The 18,479-nt window shown below is 49.0% G+C and carries 24 protein-coding genes; 19 read left to right on the top strand and 5 right to left on the bottom strand.

Features of this window, described 5'->3' with window-relative positions:
• Positions 1–67: 67 nt before the first annotated feature.
• The 5 genes from dnaJ (at position 68) to AC0L4K_RS17045 (ending at position 3,897) form a co-directional block, all read left to right on the top strand.
• Positions 68–1,204 (top strand): molecular chaperone DnaJ, encoded by a 1,137-nt coding sequence (gene dnaJ, locus AC0L4K_RS17065; protein WP_417223433.1) that lies wholly within the window; start codon positions 68–70, stop codon positions 1,202–1,204.
• 48 nt (positions 1,205–1,252) lie between these two features.
• Positions 1,253–2,056, top strand: a complete 804-nt coding sequence (gene cysE, locus AC0L4K_RS17060) for a serine O-acetyltransferase (protein WP_417223434.1) — start codon at positions 1,253–1,255, stop codon at positions 2,054–2,056.
• Positions 2,057–2,112: 56 nt separating this feature from the next.
• Positions 2,113–2,919, top strand: a complete 807-nt coding sequence (dapB, locus tag AC0L4K_RS17055) for a 4-hydroxy-tetrahydrodipicolinate reductase (protein WP_417223435.1) — start codon at positions 2,113–2,115, stop codon at positions 2,917–2,919.
• A 166-nt stretch (positions 2,920–3,085) separates the two neighbouring features.
• Positions 3,086–3,475, top strand: coding sequence for a DUF3461 family protein (locus tag AC0L4K_RS17050; RefSeq protein ID WP_473267315.1), 390 nt, complete (start codon positions 3,086–3,088; stop codon positions 3,473–3,475).
• Between the two features lie 110 nt (positions 3,476–3,585).
• Positions 3,586–3,897 (top strand): YqfO family protein, encoded by a 312-nt coding sequence (locus AC0L4K_RS17045; RefSeq protein ID WP_417223441.1) that lies wholly within the window; start codon positions 3,586–3,588, stop codon positions 3,895–3,897.
• A 274-nt stretch (positions 3,898–4,171) separates the two neighbouring features.
• Here AC0L4K_RS17045 and AC0L4K_RS17040 read toward each other — a convergent pair whose 3' ends face one another.
• The 3 genes from AC0L4K_RS17040 to AC0L4K_RS17030 form a co-directional block, all read right to left on the bottom strand.
• The gene (locus AC0L4K_RS17040) at positions 4,172–4,780 is read right to left on the bottom strand and encodes a MarC family protein (protein WP_417223444.1); all 609 of its coding nucleotides are present in this window, start codon (positions 4,778–4,780) and stop codon (positions 4,172–4,174) included.
• 113 nt (positions 4,781–4,893) lie between these two features.
• Positions 4,894–5,055: a YqaE/Pmp3 family membrane protein gene (locus AC0L4K_RS17035; RefSeq protein WP_417223446.1), complete on the bottom strand. Its 162-nt coding sequence runs from the start codon at positions 5,053–5,055 to the stop codon at positions 4,894–4,896.
• Between the two features lie 23 nt (positions 5,056–5,078).
• On the bottom strand, positions 5,079–5,636 hold the full coding sequence (locus AC0L4K_RS17030; RefSeq protein ID WP_473267313.1) for an NUDIX hydrolase: 558 nt from the start codon (positions 5,634–5,636) through the stop codon (positions 5,079–5,081).
• A gap of 288 nt (positions 5,637–5,924) precedes the next feature.
• Between AC0L4K_RS17030 and AC0L4K_RS17025 the strand changes: the two genes are divergently transcribed.
• The 4 genes from AC0L4K_RS17025 to AC0L4K_RS17010 are packed head-to-tail and all read left to right on the top strand — an operon-like array spanning position 5,925 to position 7,067.
• Positions 5,925–6,368 carry an NUDIX hydrolase gene (locus AC0L4K_RS17025; protein WP_473267312.1) on the top strand — a complete coding sequence of 148 codons (444 nt, stop codon included), beginning with the start codon at positions 5,925–5,927 and terminating at the stop codon, positions 6,366–6,368.
• Complete coding sequence (locus AC0L4K_RS17020) at positions 6,365–6,505, top strand: hypothetical protein (RefSeq protein WP_473267310.1); 141 nt, start codon at positions 6,365–6,367, stop codon at positions 6,503–6,505. Before AC0L4K_RS17025 ends, AC0L4K_RS17020 begins: the two co-directional genes overlap by 4 nt.
• A gap of 48 nt (positions 6,506–6,553) precedes the next feature.
• A complete protein-coding gene (locus AC0L4K_RS17015; RefSeq protein ID WP_473267308.1) occupies positions 6,554–6,751 on the top strand; it encodes a DUF1289 domain-containing protein in 198 nt (65 codons plus the stop codon).
• A 13-nt stretch (positions 6,752–6,764) separates the two neighbouring features.
• Positions 6,765–7,067: an MTH1187 family thiamine-binding protein gene (locus AC0L4K_RS17010; RefSeq protein ID WP_417223456.1), complete on the top strand. Its 303-nt coding sequence runs from the start codon at positions 6,765–6,767 to the stop codon at positions 7,065–7,067.
• Between the two features lie 13 nt (positions 7,068–7,080).
• On the opposite strand, the gene AC0L4K_RS17005 is transcribed toward AC0L4K_RS17010, so the two are convergent.
• Both AC0L4K_RS17005 and AC0L4K_RS17000 read right to left on the bottom strand, forming a co-directional pair.
• On the bottom strand, positions 7,081–8,361 hold the full coding sequence (locus AC0L4K_RS17005) for an HlyC/CorC family transporter (RefSeq protein ID WP_417223459.1): 1,281 nt from the start codon (positions 8,359–8,361) through the stop codon (positions 7,081–7,083).
• 105 nt (positions 8,362–8,466) lie between these two features.
• Positions 8,467–9,252, bottom strand: coding sequence for a cytochrome C assembly family protein (locus AC0L4K_RS17000; protein WP_473267307.1), 786 nt, complete (start codon positions 9,250–9,252; stop codon positions 8,467–8,469).
• A gap of 257 nt (positions 9,253–9,509) precedes the next feature.
• On the opposite strand from AC0L4K_RS17000, the gene ffh reads away from it, so the two are divergent.
• From ffh to thrC, 10 genes are all read left to right on the top strand, one after another.
• On the top strand, positions 9,510–10,901 hold the full coding sequence (gene ffh / locus AC0L4K_RS16995; RefSeq protein WP_417223465.1) for a signal recognition particle protein: 1,392 nt from the start codon (positions 9,510–9,512) through the stop codon (positions 10,899–10,901).
• 192 nt (positions 10,902–11,093) lie between these two features.
• Positions 11,094–11,333, top strand: a complete 240-nt coding sequence (gene rpsP / locus AC0L4K_RS16990) for a 30S ribosomal protein S16 (protein ID WP_126157587.1) — start codon at positions 11,094–11,096, stop codon at positions 11,331–11,333.
• 31 nt (positions 11,334–11,364) lie between these two features.
• Entirely contained in the window at positions 11,365–11,898 is a 534-nt protein-coding gene (gene rimM, locus AC0L4K_RS16985) for a ribosome maturation factor RimM (protein WP_417223468.1), read from the top strand.
• Positions 11,899–11,901: 3 nt separating this feature from the next.
• A complete protein-coding gene (gene trmD / locus AC0L4K_RS16980; protein WP_215950318.1) occupies positions 11,902–12,651 on the top strand; it encodes a tRNA (guanosine(37)-N1)-methyltransferase TrmD in 750 nt (249 codons plus the stop codon).
• Between the two features lie 16 nt (positions 12,652–12,667).
• On the top strand, positions 12,668–13,027 hold the full coding sequence (rplS, locus tag AC0L4K_RS16975; RefSeq protein ID WP_215950319.1) for a 50S ribosomal protein L19: 360 nt from the start codon (positions 12,668–12,670) through the stop codon (positions 13,025–13,027).
• A 176-nt stretch (positions 13,028–13,203) separates the two neighbouring features.
• Complete coding sequence (locus AC0L4K_RS16970; RefSeq protein ID WP_417223474.1) at positions 13,204–13,611, top strand: hypothetical protein; 408 nt, start codon at positions 13,204–13,206, stop codon at positions 13,609–13,611.
• 26 nt (positions 13,612–13,637) lie between these two features.
• Entirely contained in the window at positions 13,638–14,594 is a 957-nt protein-coding gene (gene xerD / locus AC0L4K_RS16965) for a site-specific tyrosine recombinase XerD (RefSeq protein WP_473267306.1), read from the top strand.
• Between the two features lie 168 nt (positions 14,595–14,762).
• Positions 14,763–15,506, top strand: a complete 744-nt coding sequence (locus AC0L4K_RS16960) for a DsbC family protein (RefSeq protein ID WP_417223476.1) — start codon at positions 14,763–14,765, stop codon at positions 15,504–15,506.
• Between the two features lie 211 nt (positions 15,507–15,717).
• Positions 15,718–17,013: a homoserine dehydrogenase gene (locus AC0L4K_RS16955; RefSeq protein WP_473267305.1), complete on the top strand. Its 1,296-nt coding sequence runs from the start codon at positions 15,718–15,720 to the stop codon at positions 17,011–17,013.
• 28 nt (positions 17,014–17,041) lie between these two features.
• A complete protein-coding gene (gene thrC / locus AC0L4K_RS16950) occupies positions 17,042–18,436 on the top strand; it encodes a threonine synthase (RefSeq protein ID WP_473267304.1) in 1,395 nt (464 codons plus the stop codon).
• The last annotated feature ends 43 nt before the right edge of the window (positions 18,437–18,479 follow it).

Genomic DNA, 18,479 nt, shown 5'->3' with positions numbered 1-18,479 from the left:
CCCGCGTTGTCTTGTTTTTATTCTGAGCTGATTTAAAGAATTAGTTAACCGGATTGCGATACCGATTATGTCGAAGAAAGATTTTTATGATGTGTTAGGCGTTGACCGTGACGCTTCTGACCGGGATATTAAAAAGGCCTTTCGTCGTATGGCGATGAAATATCACCCGGACCGTAATCCTGATGATAAGTCCGCGGAAGATGCCTTTAAAGAGGTTAACGAAGCCTACGAAGTACTGTCCGACCAGCAGAAGAAAGCTGCTTATGACCAATATGGGCATGCAGGTATAGATCAGAATGGCATGGGTGGTCAGGGCTTTGGCGGCGGTCAGGGTGGCTTTGGCGATATCTTTGGTGATGTGTTTGGCGATATCTTTGGCCAGCAAGGTCATGGCGGTCGTCGTAGTCATGTACAGCGCGGCGCCGACCTCCGCTACACCATGGACTTGAGCCTGGAAGAAGCGGTACGTGGCTGTGAAAAAACCATTACCGTACCGACGTTAGTACCCTGCGATGTTTGTGATGGTAGTGGCGCTAAAGCCGGCACCAGTGCTAAAACCTGTGGTACCTGTGGTGGTATTGGTCAAGTACGTATGCAGCAAGGGTTCTTCTCTGTGCAGCAGACTTGTCCAACCTGTCATGGTGAAGGCCAAGTGGTTTCTGATCCATGTACTAGCTGTCATGGTCAGGGCCGTAAGCAACAAACCAAGAAACTGTCGGTTAAAATTCCGGCGGGTGTGGATACCGGCGATCGTATTCGTCTCTCAGGTGAGGGGGAAGCGGGTGGCCATGGTGGCCCATCAGGTGATCTTTTTGTTCAGGTTAATGTACGTGATCATGCGATTTTCGAGCGTGATGGCAAGCATCTATACTGTGAAGTGCCAATCAGCTTTATCGATGCCGCGCTTGGCGGTGAACTAGAAGTTCCGACGCTAGAATCACGTGTTAAACTGAAGATACCTGCTGAAACCCAGACCGGTAAGCTATTCCGTCTGCGAGGTAAAGGTATTAAGCCTGTTCGTGGTGGTAGTGTTGGTGATCTGCTAGTACGGGTGATTGTTGAAACGCCGGTGAACCTGAACAGCAAGCAGAAAGAGTTGCTGAAACAGTTTGAAACCGCGATGGATGAACGCCAAAAACACCATGGGCCAAAGAAACATGGGTTCTTTGATAGCGTTAAGAAATTTTTTGAGGATATGACCTAATATCCCAAGGGGCTGCATTGCAGCCCCTTCGACTTTTAGGAGTCTTACATGAGTGATTTTCCCACTCACCCGGAAGAGTTGTGGCGGCTGATTCAACAAGAAGCACGTGACGAGATGGCTATTGAGCCATTTCTGGCGAGTTTCTTTCACAGCACCATTATCCGGCATAACAGCCTCTGCGAGGCGGTGAGTTACCTCTTGGCTAATAAGTTGTCTGATGAGGTGATGGCCGCTATTACCCTGCGTGAGTTGATTGAAGAGGCCCTGAGTGGTGATCCTGAAATCCTCAAGTGCATCTGTAAAGATATCAGTGCTGTACGTATCCGCGACCCCGCTGTGTTTAGTTTTACCACGGTATTACTGTATTTAAAGGGTTTTCATGCTCTGCAGGCTTATCGTATCGCTCACTGGATGTGGAAGCAGGGACGGCACTCAATGGCACTGTATATTCAGAGCCGCGTGAGTGAAGTTTTTCAGGTGGATATTCATCCGGCGGCGCGGATTGGCTGTGGAGTGATGTTTGATCACGCGACCGGTATTGTGGTCGGCGAAACTTGCGTTATTGAAAATGATGTCTCTATTCTGCAATCAGTGACACTCGGTGGCACGGGTAAAGAGACCGGTGATCGTCATCCTAAGATTCGTGAAGGGGTTATGATTGCCGCGGGCGCGAAGATCTTCGGGAATATCGAAGTCGGTGTCGGCGCTAAAGTCGGTGGCGGTTCTGTGGTGCTCGAAGATGTACCTCCTCATACCACGGTGGTGGGTGTGCCAGCTAAGATCGTTGGTCGGCCTGAGTGTGAAAAACCGGCCTTTGATATGGACCAGAGTGTCAGTCGTTCGAAGGGTTAAGATTCATGAGCGGGGCTGAAGTTAACGAAGGCCCGGCATCAGATCAGGAAGTGAGAATGATTAGAATTGCCGTAACCGGCGCCGCTGGGCGTATGGGAAAAACTAATATCGAAGCTATTCAGGCAACCGATGGGCTAACATTGGGGGCGGCCATCGTTGAGTCGACCAGTAGTCTTATCGGTGCCGATGCTGGCGAAGTTGCCGGTGTGGGTAAACTAGGTGTGGCGATTGTCGGCTCACTAGAGCAGGTGATCGATGACTTCGATGTGCTTATCGACTTTACCGCCCCGAAAGCGACACTCGCAAATCTGGCGCTCTGTGCCGCTAATGGAAAAGCGATGGTCATTGGCACCACCGGTTTGAATGAAGCAGAGCGTAATGAGTTGCGCAGCTTTGGTGAAACCATGCCGTTGGTCTTTGCTTCTAATATGAGCGTGGGGGTGAACCTTTGCTTTAAGCTACTGGCCGATGCGGCTAAGGCGTTGGGTGATGATTATGATGTCGAGATAATCGAAGCGCATCATCATCACAAAGTGGACTCGCCTTCTGGCACTGCTCTGAGCATGGGTGAGGTGGTTGCCGATGCGTTAGGTCGTGATCTACGCCAGTGTGCTGTCTATGGTCGTGAGGGGCAGATAGGTGCCCGTAGCAAAGAGGAAATTGGCTTTGTGACTATCCGCGCAGGTGATGTGGTGGGTGATCATACGGTATTATTTGCGACTGAAGGCGAGCGCGTTGAGATTACCCATAAAGCGAGTTCTCGTATGACCTTTGCAAAAGGTGCTATGCGTGCTGCTAGTTGGCTGGCCGGTAAAGAGAATGGGCTGTACGATATGCAGGATGTGCTCAACCTGAAAAATTAACATCGTTTATTGATGGCTTATTAAAACCGCCGTCCGGCGGTTTTTTTTATCCCGTGATAGCAACCTTGTATTAACATCCCATTATGGGATTAAGAAAAACTCCCGTTTTAGATTTTTTCATCTATATTCAAGGAAGTTTTCCGCTAATGGCTTATGGAGTAAACCAATGTCTGCCGATAAATTTCGGACTTTAACAGAAATGGGATTTGAGAATCCCCATGAAATTGAAAAATTCACCACCCGCACTGAAAATGATGTTGATGTGCTGAAGGTGTATTTACATCGTCATCATGGTGAGTGGATGACGAAAAGTAAAAAATTCAAATTCAAGCGTAAGCATACCAACGTATCGGTTGAGGGTGGCTTGGTACCATACCGTGCAAGCACCGAACCTTCGCCATATTTCTTGCGGGCGATCGACGAGCTGGAAATGCTGGTGTCTGCAGAGAAAACGGTTAAAGACAAAAAGCAGCATCTGCTGGATGAGATCGAGCACCTTGAAAAAGTAGTGTCTCGTAAGGTGGAAGATCTGCGCCGGCTCGTGGAAGATCTATAAATCAAACCATGATTATCAATAAGCGGCGGTGAGCAATCACTGGCCGCTTTTTTTGGCTTAATTCGCCGCCTATGGCGTATAGAAATCATGAATATAGAAGAGGAAAGGCGATGTATAAGTTAGCGTTTTTTGTTCCGGATGAGGCTTTAGAAGTCGTTAAAGAAGCGGTGTTTATGAGTGGAGCTGGCCGCATAGGGCAGTACGAGAGTTGCTGCTGGCAGATTAAAGGGTTGGGGCAGTTTCGGCCCATGCCGGGCAGTCAGCCTCATATTGGTCGGGAGAATACTTTAGAGCAGCTGTCGGAGTGGAAGGTTGAATTAGTGTGCGAGGATGATCTGATTCATGCGGCGATTGCGGCACTCAAGCAGGCGCACCCTTATGAAGAGGTGGCCTATGATGTTTGGCAGCTGGCTGATTTATGATCATGATTATAACTGAGATAGTTATGAACATATCCTGTGGGTAAAGCGGTTAGTTAAGTATGGATAACCATTGCGGTAGTCTTTTAAGCTATTGTTATTATTGGCTTAATTTGTAGTGTGTTAAATTTGTTCAGGGTAAAAAATAACCTGTTAAAAAGGCTCAAAACTAGCCACAAATTCTGTGGATAAATTTGTGGATTAAGCTTGGGTATCAGTGGGGTAAAGCGCGCAGGCCCCGTGGCTGCTGGGGTCTGCGAAGTTGCTGTAATATCGTTCAGTGGCCGATGCGGGTCATAAACCCCGTGATACCTGTCAGCACAATTTCCGATGCCATAGCGGCCAGAATTAGGCCAGTGATCTTACTGAGAATGTTCAGGCCTGTTTTGCCTAGTACGCGCTCTAATCGGTTGGCGACATGGAGCAGCAGCAACAGCGAAGTCAGGGCGAGGAACATGCCGCTGAGGCCGAACAGCATATCGACCCCATGAAGTTCTGAGCCGTACACCAATATGGCACCGATGGTTGCTGGGCCGATAATCGTGGGGATGGCTAAGGGCACGACCGAAGTATCTTCACGAATAGCATCAGGCACCTGAGCATTGGTGCGCACTCCTTCTTTGACCAAGCTGATAGCTGAGAGGAATAGCAAAATACCAGCGCCAATGCGAAATGAATCGATGGTAATGCCGAGTAGTTCAAACAGCGGTGAGCCGAAGAAAAATAAGACGAGCGCTGCTAAAGCGGCGGCCAGCACTGCTTTGTTAGCGGTGCTACGACGCTCTGCTGGTGTGTCACCACGCGTCAGCGATAGAAACATAGACACCACAAAGAAGGGTGCAAAAAGGATAAAGAACTTAATCCAGGTGGTGATTAACAGAGTCATTGATGAATCTCATTATGTGCGCCGGGTAGGTGCCGTCAAATAAAAAAAACGGCCTGATGGGCCGTTATTCGTCGCTGAAACCTAGGCTAAGCCGTTATGGAAACAGGATGCGGTTATTTTAACACCAGCCAGAGCGCATGCAGAATACCCGGAATATAAAAAATCAGGCAGAGCACAATATTAATGAATAACTGCAGGCCTAGGCCGGCTTTCAGAAAAACGGCAATTGGTGGTAGTAAGATGGCAAGAATAATAAGAATCAGTTTGTTATCCATGGGTTGCTCTTTTTATGCTGGGATTAGACTTTATCAACATATTGACCGGGTGGTGTTTCAAGGTCAACGTGATGTAATGGGTAGTGGCCTTTTTTGCGGTCTGCAAAATAAAACCTTAAGGCGTTGCGGATAGTTTGAAAGGCTAGATTGTCCCAAGGAACATTCTCTTCTGTAAATAGCTGTACATCGGTGGTTTCATCACCGGCTGAGAAGTTTAGGTTATCAAGCTGTGCCAGGTAGATGAATTGGACTTGGCTAACCGGCACGATGGAAGTGAGGGTATACAGCTGTAATTCGCTCACCCGGGCATTCGCTTCTTCGAGGGTTTCGCGCGCGGCGGCTTGGCGGGTGGATTCGCCGTTTTCCATAAAGCCTGCGGGGAGGGTCCAGAAGCCAACGCGGGGTTCAATGGCGCGTTTGCATAGCAGTACTTGGCCGTCATAGACAGGGAGGCAGCCGGCGATGACCTTTGGATTCACGTAGTGTATTTCACCGCACTGGTTGCAGATGTGCCGAGGACGGTTATCGCCGGGGGGAATTTCAAACCGGACCGTCGATCCGCACAGGTTGCAGTACTTCATAGTATGTCCTTCAAAATACAGGGCGATAATAGAAACGCACTGTTATGGCGTCGCCTTTATTTCAACTGTACTGCAATTGTGGTCAGTGGCTCAAATGATCTATGGCATAAATATGATATTTGGCAGTAAAATCGTCGGCTTTTGGGCCGAATTATACGCGCCGAGTTGAACCGAAATGCGTTGAAATTGCGCAACAGCGCTAAACTTTCGCCGTAAGCAACGGTATGATGTTGTGACAATAATCATTATACGCATTGGTATTTAGTCTAACGTCCCATGATAGATCAGTTGAAACGAAAATTAGCCCTGTATTCCCCGAGGACGCTTCAGTGCGCTGGCCCTCAGGCGAGTGTGTTGATTGCGTTGACGGATAACCCTGCCGGCCCGGAAGTGATCCTGACCCGTCGCAGTGATAACCTCAGCACCCATAGTGGTGAAATTGCCTTTCCGGGAGGTAAGCGCGATGCGACCGATCCGGATCTGCTATTTACTGCCTTACGTGAAGCTGAAGAAGAGGTTGGGTTGAACCCTGCCCGGGTCGATATCGTTGGTCCATTGGGGGATGTGTTGTCGAAACACAAACTTCAGGTCAGGCCCTATGTGGGCATTATTCCGATGGAAACGGAGTTGATTCCTAATTTGGATGAGCTGGATCGGATTCACCGGGTGCCTTTGAGCTTTTTCTCGAAGATCACCGTCACCATACTGATAAGATCAAGTTTCGCGGTATGACCCATTATGTGCCAGCCTATGAATTTGAGGGTGATATCATCTGGGGGCTGACGGCCTATATGCTGGTTGAACTTTTAAATGTTGGTTTTGATGCGCAGATTCCTATGAAGGTGCGGCCGGAACACAGTATCGCCTGAGCCATGTAGCTTGAGTATGGCACCACCTAAAATGATAAAACTGAAAATATGACCACTGAAAATACACCCTCTCGTCCTATCCGCTCACCCTGTATTGGTGTATGTGCCCTTGATGAAAAAGATCTCTGTATCGCCTGTCGCCGAAGTGGCATGGAGATCGCTGAGTGGGGGTGTTTGACGGATGAGGAAAAGCGAGCGGTATGGGCTTTGATTCGCCAACGTGAAGCGGAAGATAAACTCACCTGAAAGGGAGATAATAATGAAGGTAATGATTGATCTGTGTGTCATCCCGTTAGGGGTAGGCACTTCGGTGTCGGCTTATGTCACCGCTTGTCAGCGGGTTTTGCAGGAGTCGGGGTTATCCCATCAAATGCATGGTTATGGCACAAATATCGAAGGAGAGTGGGATGAGGTGTTTGCGGCGGTAAAACGTTGCCATGAAGTGGTGCATGAAATGGGTGCGGTGCGGATTAGCAGTAGTATGCGTATCGGCACCCGCACCGACCGGGAGCAAACCATTGATGATAAGATCAACAGCGTTAAATCTAAGTTAGCGGAGTAGTGTCACAGGAGCGTTACTCCTCCTCTTCCTCATATTCGCTGTCGTGAGTCATCGCGCGAATCGTTTTTATCTGGTTATCGCAGACTTGCAGCGTTTCGATCCGATAGTTGCCTATTAGCATACAGATGTTGGCATCCGGAATGGCTTCTAGAATTTCCATTACCAAACCATTGATGGTTTTTGGCCCATCGGTGGGCAGGCTCCAATTGAGCGACTTGTTAACATCACGGATGTTAGCCGTGCCGTCGATAAAGAAGCTGCCGTCAGATTGCGGATATATGTCCTGATTATCTTCTTTACCGTTGAGTGACATTTCACCAACGATCTCTTCGAGAATATCTTCGAGCGTGACAATACCTTGAATGTCGCCATATTCATCTACCACTAGAGCGATGCGACGATTTTCCTGCTGAAAGTTTAGCAGCTGGGTTTGCAGCGGAGTACTTTCGGGGACAAAGTAGGGTTCGTGAATCACCTGCAGAATAGCGGCTTTGGTGACCGACTCTTGGCGGAACACCTGTGCTAGGTTACGCATATGCAGGATGCCGACAACTTTATTCAGCTCGCCACGGTAAACCGGCATGCGGGTATGGGCGGTTTTGCTGAGCTGGTCAATAATCTCTTCGAGGTCATTGTCCATGTCGATGCCGCCAACTTCGTTGCGCGGGATCATAATGTCGTTAACGGTGACATCGTCTAGCTCTAGTACGCCAAGCAGCATCGATTGGTTACGCTGTTGCAAGACCGCGCCGGATTCATTCACTAAGGTGCGCAGCTCTTCTGTGCTGAGGTGATGATTCTCGCCGGTGGTGACTTTAATACCCAGTAGTTTGAGCAGGTTATTGGTGATCAAGTTGACCATCCATACCAGCGGGTAAAGTAGTTTCAGCAAGGGCTGGAGTACATAAGCCGCGGGAAAAGCCACTTTTTCAGGGTGTAGTGCGGCAACCGTTTTTGGCGAGACCTCCGCAAAGATCAGAATCACCAGCGTAAGTGCTGCAGTGGCGATAAAGATGCCGCTTTCTCCCCAGATTTTCACCGCGATAATCGTGGCAATTGCAGAGGCTAGAATATTAACGAAGTTGTTGCCGATGAGAATCACGCCGATCAGTCGATCTGGGCGTTTCAAAAGCTTATTAGCCTTGATGGCTCCTCTGTGCCGGTTCTTGACTAGATGTCGTAACCGATAGCGGTTAAGTGACATCATGCCTGTTTCAGAACTCGAGAAAAAAGCTGAACAGAGGATCAGAAAAAAAAGCAGTCCCACAAGGGACTCAATCGATGCGCCTTCCAAGACGGTAAACCTTTGGTTGCTAGTAGGAAAGACATTGTCGGGTTAACCCCTGAAACTGTCAAGCATAGGAGGGTTTCTAAGGGCTTTTTCGTGAATTAAAGCGCTTTATAGCAGCAGTTCGACGACAAATTTGCTGCCGAAGAAGGAGAGCATTAGCACAATGAAGCCGCCGACCGTCCAGCGGATCGCCTTATGACTGCGCCAGCCGAGGAAGTGACGCCCTACCAGAAGTGTGGCGTAGAGTAGCCAAGCGAAGATGGACAGGATCGTTTTGTGCACCAGATGCTGAGCAAAAAGGTCGTCGAAAACGATGGCGCCGGTAATTAATGACAGGGTTAGCAGGATAAGCCCGGTCCAGATCATCTCAAATAGCAGGGCTTCCATTGTTTGTAAGGGCGGTAGTGAACGCAGTAATCCCTTGGTCATATGATGCTTAAGGTGATATTCCTGTTTGGCCAGTAGAACCGCTTGAAAGGCTGCCAGTGTAAAGATGCTATAGGCTAAGATGGAGATCAGGATATGGATAACCAAACCGGCATCGTAGTGCCGCCCGACTGAGTCATCGAGGCCGAACAGAGTAAAGAAGAGGGCTATGGCTGCGAGCGGAAAAATGCCAATAAACAGGTTGTCGATTTTTTGCCGCAGAGAGCTTAGCAACACCAGTCCGGCAACCAGCCAGCCGATCAGTGAGCCGGCGCTGAAAAATTCTAAATGAATTCCGCTAGGGCGATGTAGGTCTAGATAAGCGGAATAACCGTGAGAGATAACAGCAACCAAACCGATCAAACGAATGGTAAGTGGGTTTATCCTGCGTCCGCTTACATTCTGCCACTGTAAAACAGCAGCGATCAGGTAACAGATAATAGCGATAATTGCGGGCAGAGTGTGCATCAGAGATTAGCTCGTCAGTTCCATAGAATTTGCAGGAGCTAAGTGTGTCATAAATATCAGTGTGATGAAATATTGATACGGGCTCAATTAGTCGTTGTTCGGGCTCGCTGGTTATTTAATAGTCGGTCGGGCACTATTATCAGGTTCCTAAAGGGCGCGGCTGCTGTATAATAGCCGACTTTATTTTACTGTCACAGAGCAGATTCAAGGCTGGCTCTGGCATATACAGTAGCGGATTAACACCTCAAGGCGTAACTATGTTTGAGAATCTGACGGATCGTCTGGCGAAAACGCTTAAAGCGGTGACGGGCCAGGCAAAACTGACCGAAGACAATATTCAAGGCACTCTGCGTGAAGTGCGTATGGCATTGCTGGAAGCCGACGTAGCGTTGCCGGTTGTTAAAGCATTTATTAACAACGTAAAAGAGCGTGCCGTAGGAACCGAGGTCAGCAAGAGTCTGAGTCCGGGTCAGGTATTCGTTAAGATCGTTCAGCAGGAACTGGAAAAAGTCATGGGTGAGGCCAATGAAGGTCTCAACCTTGCGGTTCAGCCGCCTGCCGTGGTGATGATGGCAGGCTTGCAAGGGGCGGGTAAAACGACCTCGGTGGCGAAGCTGTCTCGTTTCCTGCGAGAGCGGGAAAAGAAAAAAGTATTGGTGGTGTCGGCTGACGTTTATCGCCCTGCTGCGATCAAGCAGTTGGAAACCTTGGCCGCTGAAGTTGAGGTGGACTTCTTTCCGTCGGATATCCAGCAAAAGCCGATCGATATTGTTAATGCGGCAATTCATCATGCCAAGATTAAGCACTTCGATGTTCTGATCGTCGATACCGCTGGCCGTTTGCATGTCGATAGCGACATGATGGATGAGATTAAAGCGCTGCATGCGGCGGTTAAGCCTGTTGAAACACTGTTTGTGGTCGATGCGATGACCGGTCAGGATGCTGCCAATACGGCTAAGGCATTCAATGATGTGTTACCGCTGACCGGTGTGATTTTGACCAAAACCGATGGTGATGCCCGTGGTGGTGCTGCGTTATCGGTGCGTCATATTACCGGTAAGCCGATTAAGTTTTTGGGTGTGGGTGAAAAAGTTGATGCTCTTGAACCGTTCCATCCCGATCGTATCGCCTCAAGAATTCTCGGTATGGGGGATGTGCTCTCCCTGATTGAAGAAGTCGAACAGAAAGTCGACAAAGAAAAAGCTGAGCGGCTGGCGAAAAAAGTTCAGAAAGGTAAAGGCTTTGATCTGGAAGATTTCCGTGATCAGCTGGAACAGATGAACAATATGGGAGGTATGGCTTCGCTGATGGATAAGCTGCCGGGTATGGGGCAGATGGGCCAAGCGATGCAAGGGGCTAATCTGTCGAGTGCCGAGAAAGGTTTTAAACAGTTCGAATCGATTATCAACTCAATGACACCGCATGAGCGTAAACGCCCGGATGTTATTTCCGGTTCACGTAAAAAACGTATTGCGATGGGTTCAGGTACTCAGATTCAAGATGTTAACCGTCTGCTGAAACAACATAAGCAGATGGCCAAAATGATGAAGAAGTTCTCCTCTAAAGCCGGTATGGCCAAAATGATGCGCGGCATGAAAGGTATGATGCCAGGTGGTATGGGCGGCCCAGGTGGCTTCCCGCGGATGTAACCGCTCTTTTGCGCTCATCTCGAATGTTTATTTTATAATCAAAAAGCTTCACAGGGCCGGCAAATTCACGTAATATGCCGGCCTGTTTTTTAAATGGGTGCAGTCTGCGTCGGCTTTCTTAAAAGTCGGAATGAGACTGTTATCTGTAAACTGTGAGCGATATCAAAACTCACTTAATAAAGGGACCTACGCATGGTAACTATTCGTCTAGCTCGTAGCGGCGCTAAAAAGCGTCCATTCTATCACCTGACTGTGGCTGATTCTCGTAATCCGCGCGACGGTCGTTTTATTGAGCGTGTTGGTTTCTTCAACCCGCTGGCTAAGGGTCAGGAAGAGACTCTGCGCATCAATCAAGAGCGCATCGAGTACTGGGTTGCTAAAGGCGCTCAGATGTCTGACCGTGTTGCTAAGCTGCTGAAAGAAGCTAAGTAATCATATTGAAGCAATCAGTCGGGTTTGAGTGATGAGTGGCTATACGTCTGAAGATATAACAACCGTCGGGCGCATCACCACACTTTATGGTGTCAAGGGATGGGTTAAGGTTTATTCCCATACCGAGCCGATGGAGAGCATCCTCGATTACTCACCATGGCTACTGAATATTAATGGTCAGTGGTTACCGTTCAAAATAGCGGATGGTAAAAAACATGGTAAGGGGCTGGTCGCAAAACTAGCCGGAGTCGATGATCGGGATCTCGCGAAACAGTATTGTGGCGTTGATATCGCGATAGAAACCAGTCTGCTTCCTGAATTGGAAGAGGGTGATTTCTACTGGAGCCAGTTAGAAAAGCTTGATGTATTAACCGAGTCCGGCGAAAAGCTGGGTAAGGTAAGTCATCTGATCGCTACCGGATCTAACGATGTATTGGTAGTGAAGGGTAACGCAGACAGCATTGATCGCCGTGAGCGATTAATTCCCTATCTGCCCGATCAGGTGGTGAAAGAGATAAACCTTGAAGAAGGTACGATTCGGGTCGATTGGGATCCGGAGTTTTAACCGGTGTGGATCGGTGTAATTACCCTTTTTCCGGAGATGTTTGAGGCGGTCACCCGCCACGGCGTTACCGGTAGGGCAGTGCGCAACGGCTTGCTGGATGTGCAGTGTTGGAATCCTAGGGAATTCACACAGGATAAGCATCGTACGGTGGATGACCGTCCTTATGGCGGTGGTCCCGGTATGTTGATGAAGGTGCAGCCGCTGCGGGACGCGATCCAGGCAGCGAAACAGACTGCTGGTGGTAAGGCTAGAGTGATCTATCTATCACCGCAGGGGCGCCGACTTGATCATGCCGGGGTAAAGGAGTTAGCTGCTGAAGAGCGGTTAATTCTGGTTGCAGGGCGCTATGAAGGTATTGATGAGCGTCTGGTGGAAACCGAAATCGATGAAGAGTGGTCGTTGGGTGATTTTGTGCTCAGTGGCGGCGAACTACCAGCAATGGTAATGATCGATGCGGTATCCCGTTTGGTTCCTGGCGTGCTTGGCCATCAGGATTCAGCTGCCGAAGATTCCTTTAGTGATGGGCTGCTTGATTGTCCGCACTATACCCGACCGGAAAAACTTGACGATATGTCCGTACCTGATGTGTTGCTTGGCGGTAACCATGAATCGATCAGACGCTGGCGTCTGAAACAGCAATTGGGTCGAACCTGGAAAAGGCGTCCTGAGCTGCTGGAAGATCTTGAGTTAAACAAAGAGCAGCAAACATTGTTAAACGAATTTATCCGTGAGACAGAAGCGTCTCAGGGTTAGTATTTAGGAGCGAGCGATGAGCAGCAAAAACTCTATCATTCAGCAGATTGAAGCTGAACAGATGAATAAAGAAGTGCCAGAATTTGCACCGGGTGACACCGTTGTTGTTCAGGTAAAAGTAGTTGAAGGCACCCGTCAGCGTCTGCAGGCGTTTGAAGGTGTTGTGATTGGTAAGCGTAACCGTGGCGTTAACTCTGCGTTCACTGTACGTAAAATCTCTCACGGTGTTGGTGTTGAGCGTACTTTCCAGACTTTCGCGTCTACTGTAGATAGCATTGAAGTTAAGCGTCGCGGTGACGTACGTCAGGCTAAACTGTACTACTTGCGTGAGCGTAGTGGTAAGTCTGCACGTATCAAAGAGAAACTGGCTAAGTAATCACTTACCCGGTTTGAGTATGAAAAGGCGGCTTAGGCCGCCTTTTTTGCGTTTGAAATTCGCGCTCAGAGTGAACTCACAGTAAAATGGTATGATTGCTGTATATAGTGTTGTGCTGTTGTTGTTATATGGCACTGCCAGATTATGAACTAAACTATCGCTTTTAGGTTGAGGCTTTGAAGAGACTATTGATCGGACTAAGCTCTGCTTTATTGCTGGTAGTTATCGGCGGCGCTTATGCGGGCGACGATAAACAAGCGATGCAGGTTGAGCCGCCAAAAGTAAAGGTGACAGAAGAGAAGCTGCGCCGAGAGGCGACCCGTGAAGCGATTCGACGGGCTGTGCGGGGCGATGTTACCGATGCCGCCGTGTTTGAAAAGCGTTATGAATCGATCAGTCATGAAGAAGTTGACCAATATATCGGTTGCTGGGTAAAGCTTGAAACCTATTTCGGCCGCAAGGTTGAAGGTGTGCTTCGGCGTGTGAAAGGCGATACTCTTTATATTGATGAGTATGTCGAGCGAGGCAACGCGACCTATCCGATTAATAAAACCAAATTGTCCCGCCTCAAAGTCTTACGCTGATTCTGTTTGTTAAAGGATGCACCTGAGTGACGAGCGAATTATCCACAGCTGAGCCTTCGGTTGATGGTCGCAAGACCGCAGAACGTCCATCCCCTGCTGATGTTGAATGGATAGAGCAGTATGTCGATGCGCTCTGGTTGGAGAAGGGGTTAAGTAAGAATACGTTGAGTTCCTATCGTCGCGATCTGTGTATCTATGCCTGCTGGCTCAATAGTCGTCAATCCTCTCTTTTACCATCGAGTCGTACCGATCTACTGAGTTATCTCAACTGGCGTGTTCGTCAGCGAATGAAAGCGAGCTCTACCTCCCGTCTCCTCTCCTGTTTAAGGGGGTTTTATCGTTATCTGTTAAGAGAAGGGGTATTAAGTGAAGACCCGACTTTGCAGGTTGAAAGTCCCAAGCGAGGCCGGCCTCTACCGAAAAGCCTGAGTGAGGTTGATGTTGAGTCGCTGTTGCAGGCTCCTGATACCGGCGATGCCCTTGGTTTTCGGGATCGGGCGATGCTAGAGATGCTGTACTCATCGGGTTTGCGTGTCAGTGAATTGGTAGGGCTACAGTTATCACAGATAAACCTTCGCCAAGGTGTTATTCGAGTGGTAGGTAAGGGTGATAAAGAACGCTTAGTGCCCTTGGGAGATGAAGCGGCTGATTGGTTGGTGCGTTATCTTAAGGAGGCGCGCCCTGCGTTGATACACGATGATGCCAATGAAGTGGTATTTCCGAGTCGTCGAGGGCAGCAGATGACGCGGCAAACTTTTTGGCATCGTATTAAACGTCATGGTTTAACGGCGGGTATAGAGCAGTTGCCATCCCCTCATGTGTTGCGGCATGCCTTTGCTACTCATCTATTGAATCACGGGGCCGATCTGCGGGTCGTACAGCTGTTGTTGGGGCATAGCGACTTATCGACTACTCAGATCTATACGCATATTGCCCAACATCGTTTACAATCGTTGCATAAGCAGCATCACCCACGCGGATGAAACTGCGCGTTTTTCAGGTTATTTTCAGTTTTAAGGGTTAGGCTGGAAACTAAGCGGCGCTTTTGGCGTCTTAAAAGCAGGTCTTTTTGTTGGGGTTTGTCATTAGAGCCTGTAGAGTAAAGTTTTTTTGATCAAGATGTCCGCAAGTGCCGGATATTAGAGGATATTATGCGAAAATTATTTTTCAGCTTAGTGGCGATGGCACTGCTGAGTTTCAATGTGTCAGCCGCTGACGCCGATAAAGAAGCCACTATTCGTGCTGCATTGAGCGCGCTGAACAGCAAAGTGCCGATTGTTGCTGTTGCGGATGCCGCTTTTCCTGGGCTTTACGAGGTCACATTGGCTAGCGGCGAGACACTGTATGTAAATGATACTGGTAGTCACTTTATTGTTGGTGAGGTATTTAAGGTTCAGGCCGATGGTCAGTTGATGAACCTGACAGAAGAGGCGCGCAAGTCTGGCCGTATTGATCAGTTGGATGCTATTAGCCGGGACGATATGATTATTTTCCCTGCTAAAGGTGAAACCAAAGCTCATCTGACGGTATTCACTGATACCGATTGTTTTTACTGCCGTAAATTGCACGGTGAGATGGAAGAGATTACTAAGCGCGGTATCGAAGTGCGTTATCTAGCCTTCCCTCGTGCGGGTGAGGGGTCTAAAACTCAGCATGTGATGGATGCAATCTGGTGTGCTGATAAGTCAGATCAAGCCATGCTGATGAATAAAGCGAAGTCTGGGCAGACCATCCCGATGCTTAGTTGTGAAGATAGCCCGGTTATGAGCCAATATCTGCTCGGGCAAAAACTTGGGGTAACCGGTACGCCTGCGCTGGTGTTGGAAGATGGTACGATGGTACCGGGTTATATGCCTGCCGCTGATTTAGCTAAGCGGATGGGGGTTGTTAACTAAGGGGTGTAGTCGCCGTTGAGATAACAATTTCAATAGAAAGGGAGCTTAGGCTCCTTTTTCTGTCTTTAGATTTTGCAAAGATGATTTTTTTTGGCCAGAGATAAGGCGCTGCGTAGAGCTTAGGCTTGGATTTAGCTATAATGCGTGCCTATTTTTTAACCGCAGAAATGTCTGTCGCTCGAATAGCCTAGTAATAGCGTGAGGTAATGGTTTGAAACCTGTAAAAGTTGGTATCTGTGGTCTTGGCACCGTTGGTGGTGGTACGTTCAATGTACTCAAACGCAACGCGGAAGAGATCTCCCGTCGTGCGGGTCGTAGCATCGTTGTAGAAGCGATTGGCGCCCGTCGTGAAAATCCTGATTGCGACACCCGGGGTACCCATATTACAGCGGATATTTTTGAGATTGCCCGCAATCCCGAGATAGATATTGTTGTTGAACTGATCGGTGGTTATGACATCGCCCTTGAGTTGGTGATGACGGCTATCGAGCACGGTAAGCACGTTGTTACGGCTAATAAAGCGTTGATCGCGGTACACGGTAACGAGATTTTCGAAGCCGCGCAGAAAAAGAATGTGATGGTGGCGTTTGAGGCTTCGGTTGCGGGTGGTATTCCCGTCATCAAGGCGATCCGTGAAGGACTGTCAGGTAACAAAATCAACTGGTTGGCGGGTATTATCAACGGCACCGGTAACTTTATCTTGACCGAGATGCGCGACAAGGGCCGTGATTTCGCCGATGTGTTGGCGGAAGCTCAAGCGCTGGGCTACGCGGAAGCGGACCCAACCTTTGACGTGGAAGGCATCGACGCTGCCCATAAACTGACTATTTTGGCTTCAATCGCCTTTGGTATTCCGTTGCAGTTCGATAAGGCCTATACGGAAGGTATCAGCAACATTACCGCGGCCGACGTGCAGTATGCTGAAGAGTTGGGTTATCGAATTAAACACTTAGGTGTTAGCCGTCGTAGCGAAAACGGTATTGAGCTGCGGGTGCATCCAACCATGATTCCAGAGAAGGCGTTGCTGGCTAATGTACATGGCGTGATGAACGCGGTGTTGGTCGATGGCGATGCGGTCGGTCAAACCATGTATTACGGTGCCGGTGCCGGTGCTGAACCGACTGCGTCTGCGGTCGTGGCGGATATCGTCGATGTGGTCCGGACATTAACGGCAGACCGTGATAACCGTGTGCCGCACTTGGCCTTCCAGCCGGGTAGTCTGTCTGAGATGCCAATCCTGCCGGTCGAAGAGGTCGTGAGTGGATATTATCTGCGTTTGACTGTTAATGAGCGCCCCGGGGTGTTGGCTAAGGTTGCCTCTATTCTTAGCGAATCTGAAATCAGTATTAATGCGATTGTGCAGAAAGAAACTCATCAGCGCCAAGTGCCCGTCATTATCCTGACCCAGGATGTGAAAGAAAAACTGATGAACGAAGCGATTGTTAAAATTGAAGCGTTGGCTGACGTGAATGAAGCGGTGACTCGTATCCGCGTTGAACATCTGTAAGGCAACCGCAAAAGTAGGAATTTAGATCGTGAAATATATCTCTACCCGGGGCCAGGCCCCAGCGCTGAATTTTGAAGAAGTGTTGTTGGCAGGTCTTGCCAGCGATGGTGGTTTGTATGTCCCTGAGGAATTGCCGACCTTCAGTAAAGCGGAGATCGCCTCATGGGCGGGTCTGCCATACAGCGAATTAGCGTATAAGATCATTAAGCCATTTGTCGGTGATTGTGTTGCCGATGCTGACCTAAAACAGATGATCGATGAAACCTATGCTGGGTTTAATCATACTGCTGTTGCGCCGTTGAAAGAGCTGGGTACTAACGAATGGGTGTTGGAGCTGTTCCACGGCCCAACCTTGGCTTTTAAAGATTTTGCGCTACAGCTGCTAGGCCGGTTGATGGATTATGCCCTGACTAAGCGTCAAGAGCGTCTGGTTATCATGGGGGCAACCTCTGGAGACACCGGTTCTGCGGCGATCGAAGGTTGTCGTCATAGTGAGCATCTGGATATCTTTATTCTGCACCCTTACAACCGAGTGTCGGAAGTTCAGCGCAAACAGATGACCACGATTATTGAAGATAATGTGTTCAATATTGCCCTAGAAGGCAATTTTGATGATTGTCAGGAGATGGTTAAAGACAGCTTCGCAAATCAGGATTTCCTCGGTGGTCGTAAGCTGGGGGCAGTAAACTCGATCAACTGGGCACGTATTATGTCGCAGATCGTGTATTACTTCTCGGCGTCTCTGGCGGTGGGTGGGCCGCATCGCGATGTAGCGTTCTCAGTGCCAACCGGTAACTTTGGCGATATCTTTGCCGGTTATCTGGCTAAGCAGATGGGCTTGCCGATCAGTCAGTTGGTGGTTGCCACCAATAAAAACGATATCCTTCATCGGGTGATTTCCGGTAATGATATGAGTAAAGGTGAGCTGGTTCATACCTTGTCGCCTTCTATGGATATCATGGTGTCGTCTAACTTCGAACGTCTGCTGTTTGATGTCTATGGTCGCGATGGTGCGGCGATTAGCGACTTAATGGCCAAGTTTAAAACGGAATCAGTGCAGCTCGATCAGCCGCGCTGGGAAAAAGTTCGTGAATTGTTTGATAGCTTTGCCTGTGATGATGAAGCTACCTGCAATACTATTGCCACGGTGGCCGCTGAAACCGGTTATCTGCTAGATCCACATACCGCGATTGGTGTGGCTGCCGGTCGTGCCTGTCAGCGAGATGCTAGTGTGCCGATGATTGTGTTGGCGACGGCGCATCCGGTGAAATTTCCCGAAGCAGTGCTAAAGGCAGGGTTGGAGTCACCTCAGTTGCCGGCCCATATGGCGGACCTGTTTGAGCGTGAAGAGCAGTTCACCGTGCTGCCTAATGAACTGACGACCGTACAGCAGTTTGTCGCTGAGCATGTCCACAGCGACTAAGTGCTTGCTGCTTTGATACTAGCCCGTTAGAGTCTCTGACCTT

The organism is Amphritea sp. GJ51-11 (assembly GCF_055808735.1).
Note: the sequence above shows the minus strand (reverse complement) of the source record. Positions and strands in the feature narration are given on the sequence as shown.